17 protein-coding genes are annotated in these 23,178 nt (G+C 36.5%); 15 read left to right on the top strand and 2 right to left on the bottom strand.

Annotation, left to right across the window (positions count from 1 at the left end):
• Positions 1-459 precede the first annotated feature (459 nt).
• From ACTF48_RS08385 to ACTF48_RS08360, 6 genes are all read left to right on the top strand, one after another.
• Positions 460-2,244 (top strand): AMP-dependent synthetase/ligase, encoded by a 1,785-nt coding sequence (locus tag ACTF48_RS08385; protein ID WP_438962709.1) that lies wholly within the window; start codon positions 460-462, stop codon positions 2,242-2,244.
• Positions 2,245-2,318: 74 nt separating this feature from the next.
• Complete coding sequence (locus tag ACTF48_RS08380; protein ID WP_438962708.1) at positions 2,319-3,680, top strand: exonuclease domain-containing protein; 1,362 nt, start codon at positions 2,319-2,321, stop codon at positions 3,678-3,680.
• Positions 3,681-3,719: 39 nt separating this feature from the next.
• Complete coding sequence (locus ACTF48_RS08375) at positions 3,720-4,442, top strand: SAM-dependent methyltransferase (protein ID WP_438962707.1); 723 nt, start codon at positions 3,720-3,722, stop codon at positions 4,440-4,442.
• A gap of 175 nt (positions 4,443-4,617) precedes the next feature.
• A complete protein-coding gene (locus ACTF48_RS08370) occupies positions 4,618-8,766 on the top strand; it encodes a T9SS type B sorting domain-containing protein (RefSeq protein ID WP_438962706.1) in 4,149 nt (1,382 codons plus the stop codon).
• A gap of 129 nt (positions 8,767-8,895) precedes the next feature.
• Positions 8,896-10,899: an excinuclease ABC subunit UvrB gene (gene uvrB, locus ACTF48_RS08365; RefSeq protein ID WP_438962705.1), complete on the top strand. Its 2,004-nt coding sequence runs from the start codon at positions 8,896-8,898 to the stop codon at positions 10,897-10,899.
• 313 nt (positions 10,900-11,212) lie between these two features.
• On the top strand, positions 11,213-12,076 hold the full coding sequence (locus ACTF48_RS08360; protein WP_438962704.1) for a hypothetical protein: 864 nt from the start codon (positions 11,213-11,215) through the stop codon (positions 12,074-12,076).
• 178 nt (positions 12,077-12,254) lie between these two features.
• Here ACTF48_RS08360 and ACTF48_RS08355 read toward each other — a convergent pair whose 3' ends face one another.
• Positions 12,255-12,605, bottom strand: a complete 351-nt coding sequence (locus tag ACTF48_RS08355) for a 4Fe-4S binding protein (RefSeq protein ID WP_438962703.1) — start codon at positions 12,603-12,605, stop codon at positions 12,255-12,257.
• Between the two features lie 37 nt (positions 12,606-12,642).
• Here ACTF48_RS08355 and ACTF48_RS08350 point away from each other — a divergent pair, with 37 nt between their 5' ends.
• The 4 genes from ACTF48_RS08350 to ACTF48_RS08335 all read left to right on the top strand — a co-directional run bounded on the left by ACTF48_RS08350 (position 12,643) and on the right by ACTF48_RS08335 (position 16,492).
• Positions 12,643-13,740 (top strand): acyl-CoA reductase, encoded by a 1,098-nt coding sequence (locus tag ACTF48_RS08350; RefSeq protein WP_438962702.1) that lies wholly within the window; start codon positions 12,643-12,645, stop codon positions 13,738-13,740.
• A gap of 72 nt (positions 13,741-13,812) precedes the next feature.
• Complete coding sequence (gene serC / locus ACTF48_RS08345) at positions 13,813-14,871, top strand: 3-phosphoserine/phosphohydroxythreonine transaminase (RefSeq protein ID WP_438962701.1); 1,059 nt, start codon at positions 13,813-13,815, stop codon at positions 14,869-14,871.
• Positions 14,872-14,983: 112 nt separating this feature from the next.
• Positions 14,984-15,943 carry a D-2-hydroxyacid dehydrogenase gene (locus ACTF48_RS08340; protein WP_438962700.1) on the top strand — a complete coding sequence of 320 codons (960 nt, stop codon included), beginning with the start codon at positions 14,984-14,986 and terminating at the stop codon, positions 15,941-15,943.
• Positions 15,944-16,000: 57 nt separating this feature from the next.
• On the top strand, positions 16,001-16,492 hold the full coding sequence (locus ACTF48_RS08335) for a DUF1456 family protein (RefSeq protein ID WP_438962699.1): 492 nt from the start codon (positions 16,001-16,003) through the stop codon (positions 16,490-16,492).
• A gap of 105 nt (positions 16,493-16,597) precedes the next feature.
• Here the strand turns inward: ACTF48_RS08335 and ccsA are convergent, their stop codons facing one another.
• Positions 16,598-19,894: a cytochrome c biogenesis protein CcsA gene (gene ccsA, locus ACTF48_RS08330; protein ID WP_438962698.1), complete on the bottom strand. Its 3,297-nt coding sequence runs from the start codon at positions 19,892-19,894 to the stop codon at positions 16,598-16,600.
• Positions 19,895-19,980: 86 nt separating this feature from the next.
• Here ccsA and ACTF48_RS08325 point away from each other — a divergent pair, with 86 nt between their 5' ends.
• The 5 genes from ACTF48_RS08325 to ACTF48_RS08305 all read left to right on the top strand — a co-directional run bounded on the left by ACTF48_RS08325 (position 19,981) and on the right by ACTF48_RS08305 (position 23,109).
• Positions 19,981-20,778, top strand: coding sequence for a Rossmann-like and DUF2520 domain-containing protein (locus ACTF48_RS08325; protein WP_438962697.1), 798 nt, complete (start codon positions 19,981-19,983; stop codon positions 20,776-20,778).
• Positions 20,768-21,301, top strand: a complete 534-nt coding sequence (locus tag ACTF48_RS08320) for a KdsC family phosphatase (protein ID WP_438962696.1) — start codon at positions 20,768-20,770, stop codon at positions 21,299-21,301. Before ACTF48_RS08325 ends, ACTF48_RS08320 begins: the two co-directional genes overlap by 11 nt.
• 103 nt (positions 21,302-21,404) lie before the next feature.
• Positions 21,405-22,316, top strand: a complete 912-nt coding sequence (locus tag ACTF48_RS08315; RefSeq protein WP_438962695.1) for a geranylgeranylglycerol-phosphate geranylgeranyltransferase — start codon at positions 21,405-21,407, stop codon at positions 22,314-22,316.
• A gap of 2 nt (positions 22,317-22,318) precedes the next feature.
• Positions 22,319-22,900: a Maf family nucleotide pyrophosphatase gene (locus ACTF48_RS08310; protein ID WP_438962694.1), complete on the top strand. Its 582-nt coding sequence runs from the start codon at positions 22,319-22,321 to the stop codon at positions 22,898-22,900.
• 2 nt (positions 22,901-22,902) lie between these two features.
• Positions 22,903-23,109, top strand: coding sequence for a hypothetical protein (locus ACTF48_RS08305; RefSeq protein ID WP_438962693.1), 207 nt, complete (start codon positions 22,903-22,905; stop codon positions 23,107-23,109).
• Positions 23,110-23,178: the final 69 nt, after the last annotated feature.

Here is a 23,178-nt window from a genome sequence, read left to right as displayed (position 1 = left end):
ACGGTTTCATTTTATTTTAAAATATAGGCGAAAAGGAAACGAATTATATGCGACATTAGGAATGTAAATTGGTATAAAGTATTGATAAAACTTTAATCGGGCACTAATGATAATTTTTAAAACCTATAATGATAAAGCTACATTTTTGTTAAAGATGTAGCTTTAACTTTTATACAGCTGCTTACATTTATAGATAGAATAATACCAAATTGAATTTATAAAGTCTTAATAAACAGTTTCTTTTTCAATTACTTTTCACTAAAAATCATTTCCGTAGCTACGGCTATGCAAAGAATTTTTAGCTTCAACTAAGCAAAAAATAATTCAATTTACTTTAACGACATTATAAACACAAATTGGTATAACCCTAAACACTATGGTTAATATCTATTTTTATTTTTCTCCTTTTAATAACCTGCCTATTCCTTATATTTAGCCATACTAAAACTATATAAGGACATCATGCAGATAAAAAGACTCTTCGACTTTCCTAAGTATCAGCTAGAGAATTACCCTAGAGAAGATGCTTTAGTTACTAAATACAACGGCACATGGGTTAAAACATCCACGCAATCATTTGTAGATCAAGCAAATGAAATCTCCCGTGGTCTTATTGCGCTAGGAATACAACCTAATGATAAAGTGGCACTTATTTCATCTGTTAATAGAACAGAATGGAATATTTGTGACATAGGAATCATGCAAACAGGTGCTCAAGATGTTCCTATCTACCCTACCATTTCTGAAGAAGACTACCAGTATGTGTTAAATCATAGTGAATCTAAGTACGTTTTTGTATCAGATGAAGAGGTGAGAAAAAAAGTTTTAAGTATAAAGGATCAAGTGCCTTCCTTAATTGAAGTTTACAGCTTTGATACCATAAATGGTTGTAAAAGTTGGGAAGAGGTAAAGAAATTAGGAGCCTCCATGGATCATCAAGAAGAACTAGATAAAAGAATGGCTGCCATCTCAGAAGATGATCTAGCCACTTTAATATATACCTCTGGTACGACAGGACGTCCTAAAGGAGTGATGTTATCCCATAAAAATATTTCCAGTAATGCCATTACCAGTGCTGGACGTTTACCACTGGAATTAGGTAAAGCGAAAGGCTTAAGTTTCTTACCGGTTTGTCATATTTATGAACGCATGTTACAGTATATGTACACTTACACTGGAACAGGAGTATATTTTGCAGAGTCCATAGAAACCATATCAGATAATTTAAAAGAGATCCAGCCAGAGGTCATGAGTGCGGTACCTCGATTACTCGAAAAAGTATATGATAAAATCATTGCCAAAGGAACTGACCTTACCGGTATCAAGAAAAAACTATTTTTCTGGGCCGTAGAATTAGGGCTAGAATGGAAACCTTATGGAGCCAATGGATGGTGGTATGAAAAAAAATTAGGTCTTGCTAAAAAATTAATTTTCTCTAAATGGCAAGAAGCCTTAGGTGGAAATTTATTAGCCATTGCCAGTGGTAGTGCGGCGCTACAACCACGGCTTGCACGTGTATTTAATGCGGCTGGAGTGCCCGTAATGGAAGGTTATGGACTTACAGAAACCTCTCCAGTAATATCTGTGAATGATATGCGCGACGGCGGTTTTAGAATAGGTACGGTAGGTAAAATTTTACCTAACACAGATGTGCAAATTGCCGAAGACGGCGAGATCATTATTAATGGACCACAACGCATGATGGGCTATTATAAAGATCCAGAAAAAACAGCCGAAGCTATAGATGAAAAGGGATATTTCCACACAGGAGACATCGGTGAAATAGACGATGATGGATTCCTTAAAATCACTGATCGTAAAAAGGAAATGTTCAAGACCTCTGGAGGTAAGTACATCGCTCCACAACTTATAGAAAACACAATGAAACAAAGTCGTTTCATAGAACAAATCATGGTTATAGGTGAAGGAGAAAAAATGCCTGCTGCTCTTATACAGCCTAATTTTGAATTTCTTGCAGAATGGGCTCAGCGCAAAGAAATTGTTTATGATGACTGGAAAGATCTATGTTCTCAAGAACGTATTATTAATAGATTCCAGAAAGAAATAGATTTTTATAATACTAAGTTTGGGAACTGGGAACGTATCAAGAAATTTGAAATCACACCAGAAACCTGGACTATAGAAGATGGACACCTCACTCCTACTTTAAAACTAAAAAGACGTGTGATTAAAACTCGTTATGAAGATTTGTATCATCAAATTTATGGTGACTCAAAAATCTAAAAATACAATTATATTAAAGAGCTGCACTTAAGGTTGTAGCTCTTTAAGTGTTTAATTATTAAAGATCATATTCTTTGTACGCAATAGTAGATGTAGAAACTACCGGTGGGAAATTTAATGAAGAAGGTATTACAGAGGTAGCCATCTATAAATTTGACGGCCATGAAATCGTAGATCAGTTTGCAAGTCTTGTAAATCCAGAAAAGGAGATTCAACCCTTTGTAGTTAAACTTACAGGTATTAATAATAAAATGCTTGCCCGTGCCCCTAAATTCTACGAGGTCGCAAAACGTATTATAGAAATTATGGACGGTGCAGTACTCGTGGCGCATAACGCAAATTTTGACTTTCGCATGCTGTCTTTAGAGTTCAAAAGATTAGGTTATGACTTTAAAAAAGAAACCCTATGTACCGTGGAACTTGCACAAAAGCTAATGCCGCAAGAAGAAAGTTATAGTCTAGGAAAACTCACGCGATCCTTAGGAATTCCCATCACAGATCGTCACAGAGCTACTGGTGATGCACTAGCTACCGTAAAACTATTTAAAATGCTACTAGCAAAAGACACTGATAAGAATATTATTTCTACCAGTCTCAAAACTATAAAAAGTAAAATCGTAGCACCTAAACTTAAAGATCTTATAGAAAAAACACCGGCAGTAATAGGTGTGTACTACCTCTATAATAAAGAGAATGAGATTATATACATAGGTAAGAGCAAGAACATAAAAAAAAGAATAACACAGCACTTTACCAGTGATCAACTTCACTCAAAAAAACTTCAAACTCTAGTACATGATATTTCCTATGAAAAAACAGGTAATGAACTCATTGCTCTTTTAAAAGAAGATATAGAACTTAAAAAACACCGCCCTCAATTTAATAAACGCATTAAGAAAAAAGCCTTTTCACACGGTCTTTACAGCACATTGAACTCAGAAGGTTATATAGAACTTAAAGTAAAATCTATAGGTAAAGACCTGAAATACATCACCAGCTTTACTTCATTAAAATCAGGAAATAATTTTCTAGAACGTTTAAGAGCTGAGCATAAACTATGTGATCAACATACAGCCCTGCAAGAAACAGAGCGCCAGTGCCACCATAGTGAATCATGTAATTGTAAAAAAAGTTGCTGTCTAACGGAGTCTGCCCTAGATTATAATTTAAGAGTACAAAAAGCCCTAAGTACACATGATTTTTCTAAAAAGAGTTTCATAATAGTAGATCGAGGAAGAGAAACCACAGAGCGCAGTGCCATCATGGTAGAACATGGAACTATTCTAGGATTCGGTTATGTAGATTTGCAATTTCAAGTAACCCATCGCGATATTCTTAAAAAAATAATCACACCATTATCCCATAATATAGACTCCAGACATATTATCCAGAGCTACTTAAGGAATAAGAGAGTTTATAAAATTATAGAGTTTTAATTATTACGCTTTCGCGAAAGCGTATTCAAAAACATCACTATGCATCCCAAAGGAAAACTATATCTCATACCAGTTACACTAGGTGATATAAGCCCATTTGAAGTACTACCTCTATCTGTGAAAAAAGTAATTGAAAAAATCAATCACTACGTCGTTGAAAATGAAAAAACGGCGAGAAGATTTATCAAAAGTGTAGTACCATCTAAACCACAACCTGATTTAGTACTATTCTCTATTAATAAATATACAGATGTGACAGAGATTCCATCCTTCTTAAATCCATGCCTGGAAGGTCATGACATGGGTGTAATGAGTGAAGCTGGAGTTCCTGGTGTCGCAGATCCTGGCGCAGACCTGATACGCATCGCACATGAAAAAGGAATAGAAGTTATTCCATTAGTAGGACCTAGCTCGATTCTTATGGCTATAATGGCTAGTGGTTTAAATGGTCAGAACTTTGCATTTAATGGGTATTTACCCATAGATAAAATGGAACGTCGCAAAAGGATCAAAGAGTTAGAGGCTCGTTCTTTTAATGAACAGCAATCTCAATTATTCATAGAGACACCATACAGAAACAATAAAATGATGGAGGAACTACTTTTACAACTTCATTCAGAAACAGAAATTTGTATAGCTTGCGATATTACCTTGCCTACTGAATTTATAAAGACCATGTCTGTGAACTTATGGAAAAAACAAGTGCCAGATCTACACAAAAGACCAGCAATATTTATCATCCTTAAAAAAAACAATTTTTAGCACGCAACCTATTAAAGAATAAAGCATCTTATTAATAATTAAAAAACCTAACCCAAATAATAACTGGAAATAGAAGTTTATTCATCACCACAAAAAGACACCTTTTAACGATGAATTTTAAGGTTCATAGAACTCATAAATTTGACTTAAATTCCCACCTGAAAAACTTATAACTATGAAAAAGATTTTACTTACTTTTTTATTCATGCTACCACTACTATCAGGAGCTCAAGGAGAAGCCTCTTGGTGGTTTTTTGGTGAAAATGCCTCACTGGACTTTTCTAGTGGTGCTCCTCTTCCTGGCCCTGTAGGTTCTTTAAGTACGACGGAAGGTTGTTCTACCATTTCTGATGAATGTGGTAATTTACTATTTTATAGTGACGGAAGTCAAATTTGGAATCGCAATGGTAACCAGATGCCTAATGGATTTGGGCTTTCTGGAAATGGAACTAGTGCACAGTCAGCCATTATTATTCCTGATTTGACAAATTCTAATATCTATTTTGTGATCACCGTATATACTGTTTTAGAATACAGCATGGTGGATATGAATTTGAATGGTGGTCTAGGAGATGTAGTTCCTGGAAGAAAAAACATCCCTATGCTATCCAGTACACAAGAAAAAGTTACTGCAGCATTAAATGATAACGGTGATCGTTACTGGATTGTTGGTTTTGACGATGGTGGTGTTTACACCGCGTGGCGTGCAGGTGGTGGTGTAGTAGACACAAACCCTGCACGAGTTGTAGTATCTAATATAGCTGCTGCTTCCGCCATTGACGATGATAGAGGTTATTTAAGACTATCGCCAGATGGGTCTAAAATTATAAATACCAGTGTAGGTTTTAATGATCCACTGGTTATGTGTGATTTTAATAATAGTAATGGTGTGGTATCAAACCCTATTGTTTTAACAAACCCAGGAAGTAGTTCTGATGAATTTTATGGAGCTGAATTTTCTGGAGATAGTAGATTACTATACGTTAATGCCAATTCCAATAATGGTGGTAATGGAAATATTTCAAATAACGTAAAACAATTATTACAGTATGATACACAAGGTGGTGCTGGATGGGAAAATAATCCTTTCGTATTAAGCACTAATACAGGTGAAGGACGTGGTGCTTTACAACTAGGAATTGATGGTAAAATTTATCATGCTAGAACTTATACTCAAAATTTAGGTGTTGTTAACAACCCTAATGTAATAGGTATGGGAGCAAACTATGTGCATGCAGGTGTTACACTACCTAATTCTATGAGAGTGCGAGAAGGTTTACCTCCGTTTATTACTTCATTCTTTGAACCTAGCTTTTTAGCTACAGATGCTAATCAGGGATCTGGTGGAGGAAATAATAATCCTGAAACAGATTTTTGTGATGGGACTCCTATACAGTTTGACTCTAGTGGTAGTGGATTATGTGCTACGGCTACTGTTAACTGGGACTTTGGTGATGGTACTACTAGTAATGTTTTCAATCCAGTTCACACATTCCCAGCACCAGGAGATTACACAGTTACTTTAACCGTAACTAGTGGTTTTTATTCAAATACTGCTGTAGATGTGATTAGTATTTATGAGGTTCCTGTCGCAAATCCAGTTAACGATGTTTTCTTATGTGATTCAGATATGAATGGTACTGAAGATAGAGATCTTGCCATATTAGAAACAGCTCAAGTCATTGACACACAAACTAATCCTAACTTTATAGTTGCTTATTACCTCACACAAGCTAATGCAGATAATAATACTGCTGCGATCAGTTTACCATACACATTCCCTATAGGAACGACTACCATATATGCTAGAATAACTAATGATTTAAATGCCGCATCTAGAGAGTGTTTCGACACAACTTCATTTGATGTGATTGTCGCTGCCGGTTCTGGTGCCACTGCTCCTGCTGATTTAGTTGCCTGCGATGATGATAATGACGGTTTCTTTACATTTGACTTAACCACAGTGGAAAGTGAGGTTTTAGGAACTCTTCCAGCTGCTCAGTTCACCATTACTTATCACTCTGATCTAACCAATGCACAAAATGGCACCGCTGCTATTCCTAACCCTACGAGTTATGTGAATGCTACTGCTGGTACTTCAGAAACAATTTTTGTTAGATTAGAAGATATGAATCCTGGTGGATGTAACTCTACTACAGAATTTGATATCTCTGTATTTGATACTCCTACTGCAAATCTAGTTCCAAATGTGGCACTTTGTGATACAGCTAATGATAACACAGAAGATGTTACTTTAACAGCTTTTGATGTTGATGTATTGGGAACTCAAACTAATCCTAATTATGTCATAACATACCACGCTACACAAGCTGATGCCGATGCAGATGCAATGCCTCTAGGCTCACCATTTAGCGTAGTAGGAACAACAACGGTTTATGTTCGCATAGATAACGCTACAAATGAAACTTGTTTTGATACTTCTTTGTTTACGATAACACTAAATACCATACCTGTCGCAAATACCGTAACAGAGTACAGACTTTGTGATGACTTGACAAATGATGGTACAGAACTGTTTGACCTTACTACTAAAGACGTAGAAGTATTAGGAACACAAAACCCGGCTGACTTTAACATTGAATATTTCACTTCACAAGCTGATGCTGATCTAGGATCTGTAGGTGGTGCAACACCTTTAGTCTCTCCTTACAACAGCGGTGATGATGAAATTTTTGTGAGAATAGAAACCGTGGCAAATACAGATTGTGCAAACACTACTAGCTTTAACATCTTTGTAGATGAACTACCTATCGCAGGAACCCCACCAAATGTAATAGTTTGTGATGATCCGTCTAACGATGGTGTAGAAGATGTAAACCTTGCTCAGTTTGATGCTGCTATCTTAAATGGACAGACTAACCCTAACTTTATAGTTTCTTATCACGCATCGCAAGCTGATGCTGATGCTGATGCTATGCCTTTAGGAAGTCCATTTACAGTAAGTACTACAACTCCTAATTTATTTGCAAGAATAGATAATGGAGATAATAACGACTGTTATACAACCACTAGTTTTCAGTTTGTCATAAGTCCTACACCTACAGCAAATACCGTTCAAGACATGATCACTTGTGATGATCCAGGTAATGATGGTTCTGAAATATTTGACCTTTCTATCGCAACTCCTCAAGTATTAGGTGGACAGAATCCAGCAGACTTTAATGTAACCTACCACAGCTCACAAAATGATGCTAATAATAATGTAGGAGCACTTCCATTATCTTATGCTAGCGACCCTACCACTATACCAGAGACCATCTATGTAAGAATAGAAAATGTAAATAATGTGCAGTGTGCAGACTTTACAGACTTTACACTTACGGTAAGTGAGCAACCTACCGCAGGAGTAGCACTAGACCAGCGTGGTTGTGATGATGCAAGTAATGATGGTGTTGAGGAATTTGATTTTAGCAATGTAGATGTAGACATTCTTGATGGACTAAACCCAGCAGACTTCACGGTAACTTATCACAGCTCACAGACTGATGCTGATACTGGTGCAAATGCTCTAAATTTCCCATACACAAACGTTTCTCAAGCACAAACTATTTATGCTAGAGTCGAGAATAATCTGAATACAGATTGTTATGACACCTCTACTTTTGGTATAGAAGTATTTGAAAGACCAGTGATTTCAAACCAAGGCCCTATAACCATTTGTGCTGGAGTAAATGAAGTACTTGATGCAGGACCAGGCTATACCAGCTATTTATGGTCTACAGGAGAAACCACACAAACCATTACCGTAAATCGAGGTGATGATTATGAAGTAACTGTATTTAATGCAGATGGTTGTGACTCTACCGCTAGAATTGTAGTTATAGAGTCTGATGTGGCTGTAATACAACGTATAGATGTAGAACAGTTTGAAGTAAACACAAATCAATTAACAGCTATCGTAACAGGTAGTGGAGATTATGAATACTCTCTAGACGACTTTGTTTACCAGGACAGCCCTAGGTTTAACAATCTATATCCAGGATATTACACCATATATGTAAGAGATAAAAATGGTTGTGGAACGGTTTCCATGGAAGCCGTTATCATAGGAGGACCACCATATTTTACACCTAATCAAGATGGATTCCACGATACATGGCAAGTGATTGCTATCGATACCGTACCAGATGCAAACATCTATATATTTGATCGATATGGAAAACTATTAAAGCAAATAGATCCACAAGGAATAGGTTGGGACGGAACTTATAATGGTAACCCTATGCCATCAAGCGACTACTGGTATGTCGTTGAATTAAGTGATGGACGCAGTTTTAAAGGACACTTTGCCTTGAAACGATAACTTTTAAAAAAGTCTATAATGCAAAACACCCCAAAGATTTTAGAATCTTTGGGGTGTTTTCATAACTGTTAAGATCTAAAATCTCGCTTTCGCGAAAGCGGAATTCAAAAAATCTTATTTTTACCACTCATGAAATTCAAAATACAATCAGAGTTTAAGCCTACTGGTGATCAACCTAAAGCTATAAAGTCCCTTGTGGAAGGAATCCATAATGGTGATAAATATCAAACACTTCTAGGTGTTACCGGTAGTGGTAAAACTTTTACTGCGGCAAATGTCATTCAAGAAACACAGCGACCTACCTTAATATTATCTCATAATAAAACACTCGCTGCTCAATTATACTCTGAAATGAAAGCTTTTTTTCCTGATAATGCTGTGGAGTATTTTGTTTCTTATTACGACTACTACCAGCCAGAAGCTTTTATTCCTAGCAGTGGAACCTATATAGAAAAAGATCTTTCTATAAATGAAGATATCGAGAAAATGCGACTAAGCACCACGTCTGCTTTACTGTCTGGACGTCGCGATGTGATTGTAGTAGCTTCTGTTTCCTGTCTTTATGGAATAGGAAATCCAGTAGAATTTCAAAAAAATGTGATTAGGCTCAAACGTGATGAAGTTATCGCTCGCACGCAATTACTTCATAAACTTGTTCAAAGTCTTTATTCCAGAACCACTGCCGATTTTAATCGAGGAAATTTCAGGATAAAAGGAGACACGATAGATGTATTCCCTAGCTATGCAGATTATGCGTTTAAGATTCATTTTTTTGGCGATGAAATAGAATTAATAGAGACTTTTAATCCCGTAGATGGTAGACTACTTGAGCAATGGGAAGAGATAACCATCTATCCTGCAAACATGTTTGTGACCTCTCCAGATGTGTTACAAAATGCCATACATGCTATTCAAGAGGACTTAGTAAAACAAGTAGATTACTTCAAGGAAATAGGCAAACCACTAGAAGCAAAACGACTGCAAGAACGTACAGAATTTGACCTAGAAATGATTAGAGAACTAGGCTACTGTTCTGGAATTGAAAATTATAGTAGATATTTAGACGGTAGATTACCTGGTACTAGACCATTTTGTTTACTAGATTATTTTCCAGATGATTTTTTAATGGTCATAGATGAGAGTCATGTAACCGTGCCACAAGTAAGTGCCATGTATGGAGGTGACCGCTCCAGAAAAGAGAACTTGGTCGACTATGGATTCCGCTTACCAGCTGCTATGGATAACAGACCTTTGAAGTTTGAAGAATTTGAAATCCTTCAAAATCAAGTACTCTACGTAAGTGCCACACCAGCAGATTATGAACTCGCTAAAACTGAAGGAGTGTACACAGAGCAAATCATAAGACCTACTGGCCTGCTCGATCCGGTTATAGAAGTACGACCTAGTCAAAACCAAATCGATGACCTCGTAGAAGAAATACATACACGTGTGGATAAAGATGAACGCGTACTAGTAACCACGCTTACCAAACGCATGGCAGAAGAACTGACTAAATACCTATCCCGTATTTCTATAAGATGTAGATATATTCATAGTGATGTAGACACGCTAGAAAGAGTAGAAATTATGCACGATTTGCGTAGCGGTATTTTTGATGTACTCATAGGAGTCAACTTATTACGTGAAGGTCTGGACTTACCTGAAGTCTCACTAGTCGCCATTCTAGACGCAGATAAAGAAGGTTTTTTAAGAAACAACCGCTCACTGACTCAAACCATAGGTCGTGCTGCCCGTAATGTAAACGGACTTGCTATACTTTATGCTGATAAAATTACTAACAGCATGCAACAAACCATAGATCAAACTGAGTATAGAAGATCTAAACAAATAGCATATAATGAGACTCATGGATTAAAACCTATGGCAATTAAGAAATCGCTAGAAACTGCGCTTGCTCGTAAACGAGAAGCGGTATACACCATAGAAAAAGACTTAAGCCTAGCTGCGGCTGAGGAAGAAGCAACCTACCTCTCAAAGAATCAATTAGATCAAAAAATACGTGACACACGCAAACAAATGGAAAAAGCTGCTAAAGAATTAGACTTTATGGAAGCGGCGCGTTTGCGTGATCAGTTAAAGATGTTGCAATCTAAATCTTCTGAAAACCAATAAATTTATGGAGTTGTAACTGACTCAGGTTTGAAACTAATAAGGTAACACTTAACAATAAACGATAAATACTTACCTTATAACGAAGTCACGAAATCGTTTTCGTTAAAAACACTTCTAGAAGACATCTCTTTTATTCCTCAATAATATATTTAAGGAAGTTTAAGTATCATAAATTTAGTAACGATTTGAAATTAAGGTAATTACATTTATTATATGTTTTTTCTTTATAATGACATAACCCTTAATCTTTGAGACAAAAAATTTAGTAATCTACTTATTCTTTTAATTGAATCAACCTCATAAGTCGTGCGATATGAAGAAATTTTTAATACTGTTAATAACGATTACTTATGCATACACTCATGCTCAAGTAGGGATAGGAACCACTAATCCACAAACAGATCTAGACATAGAAGCTAGAAGCACTGCGCCTGGAGAGTTTAATGGTGTTTTAATTCCCAGAGTAACCGCTATACCTACTAATGTAGCACCAGCTGGAACATTAATTTATGTAAACACTGGAACTGACGCAGGGTTTTACTACAGTAATGGTGTTCATTTTATGAATGTAGGGAACTTATCTGTTCAAGCAGACACCGGTACTAGTGATAACCTAGCCGTCATTCAAACCGATGCCAATGCCGCTGATCAAGTTACCATTAGCGGTGGTAATGGTATTTCTGTTTCTGAAAGTGGTAATATGGTTAGTGTTACAGAAAGTGAAAATTTTGTAATACGCGCTATGTATAGTAATGATTTTGGAGTTAATAATACTGGTACAGGATCAAATCGTGATGTTATAAGATGGTTTCGTTTAAATTATGATAATGAAATCACTACCACAACAGAATATAATGCAGGAACCTTTACAGCTAGCACTGGCGGTTACTATTATATTTCTGCTCATATCCAATCAACATTCGGTGCTAATGATGGAATGGGTAACGGTCTCCAGGATTTTTATGGGCTTGCCATTTACAAAAATGGGATAAGAATACAGGCTACACAAGGAAGAAATAGCGAGTTTGATGATTTTATTAGAAGGTCAGTTACAGGGCTACATTACCTAGATATTGGTGATACTATAGAAATCTATTTAGGATTTCCTGAAACATTTGGTAATTTTAATAATATCGAGTCCGATTTCAGCGAGTTAATTATTAAAAAACTAGATTAACTAAAAACACTACAAATAACTCACTCGTTTTTTAAAACTTAACCTGTAGTACCTCAATAAACCTCAATTGAGAACATAAATAATAGCTCCGGAGAAGATTTGTTTCTAAAGTGTAGCATGAATATACGAAGTGCATATCACAACCTCATAAACCCAAAATAGTAATCGTCTAGCAGGATTACTCTTTATGCATAAAAGCTTGCTTAGCTCTAAGTGTTGCCTCGTCTTCTACATGGTTATCATCTGGAACACAGCAATCTACTGGACATACTGCGGCACATTGAGGTTCTTCATGGAAACCTACACATTCCGTACACTTATCAGGAACTATGTAATAAAACTCGTCGCTTACAGGTTCTTGAGTTTGATTTGAATCTACTTCTTTTCCATTAGGAAGGACCACATTTCCATCGAGATCAGTACCGTCTGCATAGCGCCAGTCATCTGCTGCTTCATATATTGCTGTGTTGGGACATTCTGGTTCACACGCACCGCAATTAATACATTCGTCTGTTATGATGATTGCCATAGCTGTTTTATTTACTTTTGCACAAAAATAATGCCCATTGAGCTCACTGGCAATAAATACAACGTTAAAAGATAGGATTTACGCTTTCGCGAAAGCGGGATCACTACTTTCCTCCTACTTACATAAAGAACTTACAGATAGTACTGCCCTAATTGAGGCTGCTTTACACAAAGCACAAGCCAAGAATCCATGGTTTACAGATGATAATTTATATCACGCTATGGAGCAATGGTCGCAGGCTCTTTCCCTAGAAGAACTTAACAAGTGGACAGCATCCTATCATTTAGATAACATTTCTCCTAAAACAGTTGCTGTTATTACCGCAGGGAACATCCCATTAGTAGGTTTTCACGATGTGCTTTCTGTCATCATAACGGGTCATCATGCCATGATTAAAAACAGTAGTAATGATGATGTGCTCACACCTATGTTGTTACAACTCGCCACAGAACATGTACCAGAACTGTCACAATCCTACAGTTATAATGACGGTAGATTAACAGGTTATGATGCCGTTATCGCAACAGGTAGTAATAACACAGCGCGTTATTTTGAATATTATTTTGGTAGTAAGCCTCATATCATACGTAAAAACCGTAATAGTATTGCGGTACTCACTGGAACAGAAACCTTAGAACAAATGAAAGCACTGAGTAAAGATGTGTTTCAATATTTTGGCCTAGGATGTCGTAGTGTAAGTCATTTAAAAGTTCCTAAAGATTATAACTTTGATCTGTTTTTTAATGGAATGTTTGTTCAAAAAGAACTCATTAAAAACGAAAAGTACCTTAATAATTATGATTATAACAAAGCTGTTTATCTCATGAGTGATTTTAACTTATTAGATAACGAATTTTTATTAATCAAAGAAGAAAACAATAGCTACACCTCGCCTATCGCAGCGCTAGGATATAGTTATTATGAAAATATTGAAGAACTAGCTCAACAAATTAAAAATGATGCTGATCACTTGCAGTGTGTAGTTGCCCAGGGAACAGCTAGTCAGATTATTAAGAAGGAACTAGGTGAGGTAAAGGCACCAGCTGTTGTAGATTTTGGGAACACACAGTGTCCTTTGTTAAATGATTATGCAGATGGTGTAGATACGGTTGATTTCCTGTTGACATTATCTTAATCATTTTATGATTTTCTAACATGCATTGTAATGATTATTTGCATTTTTGTGAATATTATTAAAAAAACTGCAATGCACATTCATAATTTTTCAGCCGGCCCATGTATTCTTCCACAAGACGTTTTTAAACAGGCCTCTAAGTCAGTCATAGACTTTAACGGATTAAGTATTTTAGAAATATCGCACCGTAGCAAAGATTTTGTAGCGGTTATGGAAAAGGCTCAATCACTAGCTCTAGAACATTTAGGACTTACTGATATGGGTTATAAAGCTCTGTTTTTAGGCGGTGGCGCCAGTATGCAATTTTTAATGACGGCTTATAACTTATTAGAGAAAAAGGCAGCTTATTTAAATACAGGAACTTGGTCAGAAAAAGCGATTAAAGAGGCAAAAGCTTTTGGAGAAATCATAGAAGTAGCTTCTTCAAAAGACGCAAATTTTAATTACATCCCAAAAGGTTATCAAGTCCCAAGTGATGCTGATTATTTTCATATTACGAGTAACAATACCATTTTTGGAACACAAATTAAAGAGATTCCTGATGTAAACGTACCTTTGGTATGTGACATGAGCAGTGATATTTTTTCACGTCAGCTCGATTTCTCTAAATTTGATTTGATCTATGCCGGTGCTCAAAAAAATATGGGACCAGCTGGAGCGACTTTAGTAGTTGTTAAAGAAGACTTGTTAGGTAAAGTAACGCGCCACATTCCTTCTATGCTAAGCTATGCGACACACATCAGTAAAGACTCTATGTTTAATACACCACCAGTATTTCCTGTTTATGTGAGCATGTTAACCCTAGAATGGTTAAAAAACAATGGTGGAATTACTGCCATAGAAAAGGTAAATAAAGAAAAAGCTGCACTAATTTATAACGAAATAGATCGTAATGAACTGTTTCAAGGATTTGCTGCAGTAGAAGATCGTTCTAACATGAACGCTACATTCTCTTTAAAAGATACAGCTCATAAAACAGCATTTGATCAACTATGGAACGCCGCAAACATCAGCGGTCTTAACGGTCACAGATCTGTAGGCGGTTATAGAGCGAGCATGTATAACGCTATGCCTCTGGAAAGTGTTCAAGCACTTGTAGATACGATGCAGGAATTAGAGAGGAAAGCTTAGTGAACTTGAAAATGTAAATGAAACAATTATTTAAAAGTAATAGAAACTCATTTTACAGGAATAAAAAATTAAAACATCAGTAAATCATAACTGAAAACAAAACATAAAAGTAATGAGCAAAAAAGTATTAGCTAACGACGGCGTATCACAAACTGGAATAGATAAATTAACCGCAGCTGGTTATGAGGTAATTACCACTAACGTAGCACAAGACCAGTTAGAAAGTTATATTAACAAACATGAAATTGCAGTATTGCTTGTACGATCTGCTACTACAGCTCGCAAGGAATTAATAGACAACTGCCCTAGCCTTAAAATCATAGGTCGTGGTGGTGTAGGAATGGATAATATAGATGTGGCATATGCTCGTGAAAAAGGATTAAAAGTCATCAATACACCAGCGGCCAGTAGCGCTAGTGTTGCAGAACTTGTTTTTGCACATTTATATGGTGGAGTACGTTTCTTATATGATAGCAATCGCAACATGCCGTTAGAAGGAGATTCTAACTTTAAAGGATTAAAAAAACAATATGCCAAAGGTGTAGAACTACGTGGAAAAACTTTAGGAATCATCGGTATAGGTCGTATAGGTCAAGAAGTGGCTAAGATTGCTGCTGGTGTAGGAATGAAAGTTATCGCTCATGATTCTTATGCGAGTGCTGCTCCTACGGTTTCTTGGGATTTATTTGATGGACAGACAGTTTCTGTAGAAATACCGTTAGTGAGTAAAGAAGAGTTATTATCACAATCTGATTTTGTAACCCTTCATGTTCCTGCACAAAAAGATTATGTAATCGGTGAACATGAATTTAACCAAATGAAAAAAGGTGCTGCTATTGTTAATGCCGCACGTGGTGGTGTTATTGATGAAGTAGCGCTAGTAAATGCTCTGGAGTCTGAACACATATCCTTTGCTGCACTAGATACTTTTGAAAAAGAACCTACTCCAGAAATGGTATTGTTGATGAATTCTAAGCTTTCTTTAAGTCCGCACATTGGTGCTGCAACTGGTGAGGCACAAGACCGTATCGGTACAGAACTAGCAGATCAGATTATTGAGGTTTTAGGGTAATTTCATCACGCTTTCGCAAAAGCGTATCAACAACACACTATCCTTATCTTTGCAATCATGGATAACAATGACATTTTAAGACGCCTGCGATTCATCCTCAACCTGAGTGATGATGCGATGATCGATACTTATGCAAAAGGTGGTGCACCAGTAACACGTGCCGAAGTAAGTGACTGGCTCAAGAAAGAAGATCACGAAGATTTTGAAGAGGTCGTAGATGTAAATCTAGCAACTTTCTTAAATGGTGTAATTGTAAACTATAGAGGTAAAAAAGATGGAGTCACTCCAGAGGCAGAAATGACACTGGATAATAACACCATACTACGCAAACTTAAGATAGCCTTCAACTTCAAGTCTGATGAAATGATTTACATCTGGAAAAAGGCAGGTGTAGAAATCAGTGAGACAGAACTTACTGCATTCTTTCGCAAGAAAACACATGCTAAGTATAAGTATTTAAACGATCAGTACTTACGTAAGTTTTTAAAAGGATTTCAAATTCAGCGTATCGCTCAGCGAGAAAAAGAAGAACGCAAGAAATCACGTTAAAAAATTGATTTATGAAAAAACCATCATTTTCCTCTAATGGTAAATGATGGTTTTTATATTTTGAATCGTTCTAGTTGAAGTCATTCTAGTTTAGAATAGAAATCCTTACTCTTCCCTTCTCTTCTTTTTAAATATTTTCTTATCTTTTATATAAGCTGGAATAGCAAAAGCTGCTATCACAACCAGAGATCCTATAATGAACTGATAAGAAATAATCTGATCACCACTCGCATAACTATGTAAGCCAGACAAGTAGAAATTCACACCAAAGTAGGTCATTAAAATAGAGTAAAATGCGAGTATAGACCATAAATTATAAGTCCAGCGACTTTTTAATCCTGGTACTAGTCTTAAGTGCAATACAAAGGCATAAATGAAAATACTAATCAGCGCCCAAGTTTCTTTAGGATCCCAACCCCAATAACGTCCCCAACTTTCATTAGCCCACATTCCACCTAAGAAGTTCCCTATGGTAAGCATAATTAAACCTATGGTTAAAGCTGCTTCATTAATATAAGTAAGCTCCTTAATGTTAAGATCCATGCGCTTCTTGTTCTTCTCGTTTGAAAAAATCATTAAAATAAACGTAATCAGTCCTAGAATCATTCCTAGAGCAAATGGACCGTAACTAGCTACAATAATAGAAACATGAATCATTAACCAGTAACTATCCAGTACAGCTACTAGATTTGCAATATCTGGTTCAAGCCAGTTGAGGTGTGCAACCCATAAAATTATCGCAACTACAAAGGCGGCAGCTGCCATGGTGAGTTCGCTTTTACGTCCTAATAAAACTCCAAATAACATAACTGCCCAAGCAACATAAATTAAAGATTCATAAGCATTAGACCATGGAGCATGACCGCTTAAATACCAGCGCACTGCTAAACCGGCAATATGTGCGAGAAATAGAACGTAAATAACAATTTTATGAAACTGTATCGCGTAGCGCATTTCCTTTAATGGTTTTACCATTAGAATTTGTGCAACTAATAAGATGATTAAAAAGATTCCAAACCATCCATACCACATGTATAGATTCTTGAATACATCATATTTATTATAAAATATCTCTGCCTCTATTTGGTTATCAGTAGGCATTACTGCTTCACCATAAGCCTTTTGAAAACGATTTAAACTCGCAAGAACTTTATCTGCATCTTCATAAGTTCCATTAGCTTTACCATAGCGCAATGTTTGTAAATAAGCAGGTATTAACTGTTTAGTAAGCACAGAGTCAGTTGCTTTAAATCCAGCTTCATTTAATTCTGGATAGGAATACCATCTATTTCCAGGATCATTGGGTTTAGGAAATATTCTTAACATACTACTAGAAACGACTTGATCCAGTAATCCTAGACTATAATTTACCTCTATGAAATCCTTCTGAAAAGCATTTTTAACATCAGCTTGATTTGCTTCATCAAGATATGGCCCTAGCTTAAAACCTATAAACTCACCATCTGGTGTTTTAAAGAAATCCATACCAGCAGCAAATTTCCTAGAACGATCTATTCCTAAGATATCTCTGATAGAGTCATTACCACGCTTTAATTTAATGATAGGAACTTCATACCATAAATTCCCAAACTGCATCATACTCAACAGCGTCTGTTCTGGTGATAGTTTTACCACGCTATCTCCTACATGAGCCTCATAGTACTCACGTTCAGATACTTTTCTTAAAAACTCAGAAGCTAGCGTGCTTGCCGGTTTCATACGACCGTTATCTTGGATAATAACCTTACCAAATTTTGCAGCTTGTTCTTGAGGTATCATGTTTGCCACAATGATACTATCCAGGCGTTCTAGAGGTGTTTCATTAACTTTTAACTTAGTTGCTTGTTCTTTATTATCAGTAGCAGCAACCTCTGTTTCTTGATGTTCTCCTGGTCCATGATCATGACCTTCATGTCCATCTTGAGCAACAGCGATTGATGTCATGAACAAGACTAAAATAGTGGTAAGCATTTTAGCTTTACGCTTCTCTATTCTGCGTATCAATCTACCTAATTCTCCAAATCGAGTATTAGGGTCAAAAAGAAGAGCAAGCATAGCTAGGTAAAGCAGGTAATAACCGGTATAAGTCACCGTTTTACCCCAAAAATCGTGGTTTACAGATAAGTGTGTCCCTTTTTCATCTGGGTCAAAACCGGCTTGAAAAAATCGATAACCTTCCTTGTCTAGTACGTTATTCATATAAATGCGTTCTGGAGTGCTACCAGCGCTATCATTAACCACTACCTTACTTTCAAATGCAGCATAAGATTTCTCGGTTCCTGGATGCTTATCTGCTATAAAGTCGTTAAGAGTTATAGAAAAAGGTAATTCTCGCATGATGGAACCATATTTAACATAAAGTTGTAATCCATTAATCTCTACATCTACGTAGTCTTTAATAAGACCTTTTCCTCCTAGTAACTCTATGGATTTACTTTCGTTACCAGATGTTACTGTTGCTTTAATTCCATAAGCTTTGGCAGATGTAGGTTCTGGAGATTTTATAATCCCTACATTTCCAGCGGTTAAAGGCTCAGGAATGACAAACTGCATGTTACCGATGGTGTACAGCGAGCGCAAGTTAAAGGTCTGGATACTGTCTTTAAAAACTTCTCCTTCCATACGATCAGCCATGCGCATAAACTGACCTTCAAATGGTGTTTGAATCGTGTAACCATTCCAGTTCTCCACAATGTTAATCACATCTTCAGCAGCAGCGAGTTCTGGATCCAGGTTCACACCAAATAACGTGTTATGAATAAGCGCCTTTTCTCCATCTTTTAATAAATGATCATGACGTGTTCCTTCTCCAGCCTCTACGATTTTTAAAAAACGCTCTGTACCATCTTCACTAGGGATTAATCCTTCTACAGCATCATAGATTAGTGTATCTATAGTAATAGAAACGTCTTTATCATAAAACTTCTCGTTCAAGCTATAATCATAATCATAAGGAGTTATGAGCATTTTATCTTGAACTTCACGTTGCATTTCCTGACCATCGGGACTCATACCTTGCATGATCACGCTCATATAAGTCTCGTCAGAGTAGAAAGAGTTTTCAGTAGCGCCTTCTCTTATGAGCATCATCCCTTCATAAGATATGTATCTAGTAATTCCAGCACCTATTATAATTAGTATCCATGATAAATGCATGGTAAGTGTAGCCCACTTTTTCCATTGTAGGAGTTGATATCTCTTAATATTCCCAATAAAATTGAGCATGAGCAGCACCATAATAGCACTAAACCACCACGCATTATACACCCATTTTTTTGAAGTAGGCGTGTCATAAGAATTCTCTATAAACGTACCAGCAGCCATACTTGCGGCAAACAGTAGTAACAAAAAAGTCATCGTTCTTGTAGAGATAAGTAGCTTAACAATCCAGTGGTCTTTCATAGCGCCGTTTTAGAGTTTGCAAAGATACTTTACAAAACCCGTTTCACCTAGCTTGTAGGTCGTGGCACAGTTTGTATTTTTACAAGATGATGGAGATAATTGTAATAGGTACGGGCAACTTAGGTTTTCACTTATGTAAAGCTATTGAAAATCAAAAGGTTGTTAAAAATTCCGCTTTCGCGAAAGCGAAAAATAACAACGTTAAAAATAGCCTAAAGTTAGTGGGATACTATAACAACTCTGCACGAGTGATGACAGATTTAAAAGCACCACTACTCGACTCTATCCATAATCTACCTCAAGCAGATCTGGTCATTATCGCTACTCCAGATGATGATATTGCACAAGTTAGCGCCGCTTTAAAAACTAGGGCTATCGTAGCGCACACCAGTGGTAGTGTCTCTATAGAGGCTGTGGCACATCATAAAAATCACGGTGTTTTTTATATCCCACAAAGTTTTAGTAAAACACGAGAAATGGATTTTTCCACTTTACCTATTTGTTTAGAATTTAATAACGTTACAGCTCAAAAAGTTCTAGAAGATTTGGGAAATACGCTTTCGCGTAAGCTGACACATCTCAACTCTGAACAGCGCGGCAGGTTACACATTGCGGCCGTTTATATGAACAATTTTGTTAATCACTGCTACACAAAGGCTGACCAGATTTTAAACGATGCTCAGGTTGATGCCTCATTATTATATCCATTAATGAATGAAACACTGGCCAAGGCTCAGGATTTAAGCCCGTTACAGGCACAAACAGGACCTGCTAGGCGCAATGATGAGCAGACCATTGCTAGACACTTAAAAAGCTTAAAATCTAATGATCGTGCTATGTACGAAGCTATTACCCAATCTATAAAAAATACTTATGGCAACTAGTTATAAAGAATTATTACACGAGATAACAACCTTTTTCTTAGACGTAGATGGCGTGCTCACTGATGGTCGCATGCTCATTTCTGAAAGTGGCGAGCTGCTACGCACTATGAATGCTAAAGATGGTTATGCCATAAAAACTGCATTACATCAAGGTTTTAATGTTTGTATCATCACAGGCGGAACTAATGATGGCGTAAAATCAAGATTAGAAGGTCTAGGTGTTAAGGATGTGTTTCTTAATGCTCATGATAAGATGCCTGTATTATTAAAATATGCAGCAGCACATAACTTGAATCCAGAACAAATGCTTTACATGGGAGACGACATGCCTGATGTAGAAGCGATTGAATTTGTAGGACTAGGAACTTGCCCACAAGACGCCATTCCCGAAGTTAAAGCGGTAAGTGATTATATTTCTCATAAAAACGGTGGCGATGGCTGCGTGCGCGACGTCATAGAACAAGTACTTAAAGTTCAAGGAAAATGGCATGTGGCTGGTGGGAAAACTGCTCAGTCTAGTTAATGTGGCAATGAGGCAATTTGTTAATGTGACAATTTGATAATTATTATTGGACTGATAACTTTGAACCTTAAACCTTGAACCACAAACATTGAACTAATAATCCATGCTCACATTTTTTAAACTCATACGCTGGCCTAATGTTATGATGACCATTCTTACACAATTGGTTATTGTATATGCTATTTTAATTCCGTCTGGTGTAGAGCTAGCCTTAAATTCATGGCAACTAGGACTGCTTGTTCTATCTACCGCTTTTTTAACCGCTGGTGGAAATGTAATTAACGACATTCAGGATGTAGAGATAGACAAAGTAAATAAGCCTAAAAAAGTACTTATAGGGAAAAACATTTCTGAAAATAATGCCTTTACTATGTATGCGGTATTAACCGTTATTGCTGTTGTTGCAGGTTTTACACTTGCTAATAGCTTAGGAAAACCAATCATGGCAACTGTTTTCGTTTTTGTAGCTTTTGTACTTTACATTTACGCGACGACACTTAAAAGCATGCTTTTAGTGGGAAATATTGTGATCTCATTACTGGTAGGACTCGTCATAATGATTACAGGAATATTTGAATTATATCCTGTCATTACTGCCGGTAATCTAAGTGCGCAGCAATTTATGTTGAAGATTCTATTTGACTTTGCCGTTGGTGCCTTTTTAATAAACCTAGCTCGTGAATGGGTGAAAGACTGTGAAGATCTTAATGGTGATCACGCTGGTGGTAGATATACTCTAGCCATAGCGCTAGGCAGAATAAGAGCCGCACGTGTTATTAGTATATTTCTATTGGGCGTTATTGCGCTAATCGTTTGGTACATCTATAATTACTTGTATCAAAATCAGATCGCGACATTCTATTTCATCTTCCTTATTATTGCTCCGTTAATGTATGTAATGCTTAGATTGTGGAATTCTGAAAAAACGGCACAATTTCATCTTTTAAGTAACCTACTGAAAGTAGTCTTACTTACAGGAATATGTTCCATGGCTGTTATCAACTTAACTATCTAATCATGCTCAAAGAAAAATTTAAGAATACAGATATCATTCTAGCTTCTCAGTCACCACGCAGGCAAGAGCTACTTAAAGGACTAGATCTAGACTTCAGCATTGAAACCAGACCTGTAGATGAAGTGTATTCTACCGATTTAAAAGCAGCAGAAATCACCGATTACTTAGCTGTTCTTAAAGCAAGTGCATTTAAAAATGATTTAAAAGAAAATCAACTATTAATGACCAGCGATACGATTGTTTGGTTCAACGATGCACCGCTAGAAAAGCCTAAAAATGAACAACATGCTATAGAAATGATAAGTTCTATGAGCGGTCAAATACATGAAGTTTATACATCGGTTTGTTTTACGTCTACTACTCAACAGACTGTGATTAATGATTGTACTAAAGTTCATTTTGCAGCATTATCTCCAGAAGAAATAGAATACTATGTAAAAACGTATCAACCTATGGATAAAGCTGGAGCTTATGGTATTCAAGACTGGCTAGGTTATGCAGCGGTCACTAAGCTAGAAGGCTGTTATTATAATGTGATGGGATTACCATTACCTAAGGTGTATGAGTTTTTAAAGCAGTTTTAAAAATGAAGAAAGTAGCGGTTTTAATAGTGATCTTATCAGTGGCTATTGGAACACTGTTTTATTTATCAAACATTTCTTTTCAGCTGGGTGCTTTTGATGTGCAGCACTGGTTAGTAGAAGTCCTTTTTATGTTATTTATAGGAGCTTTATCTGGTTTTGTAGTTATGCGACATGGGAAGCGATGGAATAAGAAATCACATAAAGAATAAGCATAAAAAAATCCACCTATCGGTGGATTTTTTTCCTAGAAACAAACTCTAGGTAATATGATACATGCT

The organism is Nonlabens sp. (genome assembly GCF_965660805.1).
Lineage (GTDB): Bacteria > Bacteroidota > Bacteroidia > Flavobacteriales > Flavobacteriaceae > Nonlabens.
The sequence above is the reverse complement of the archived record's forward strand: the minus strand, read 5'-3'. Positions and strand labels throughout refer to the sequence as shown.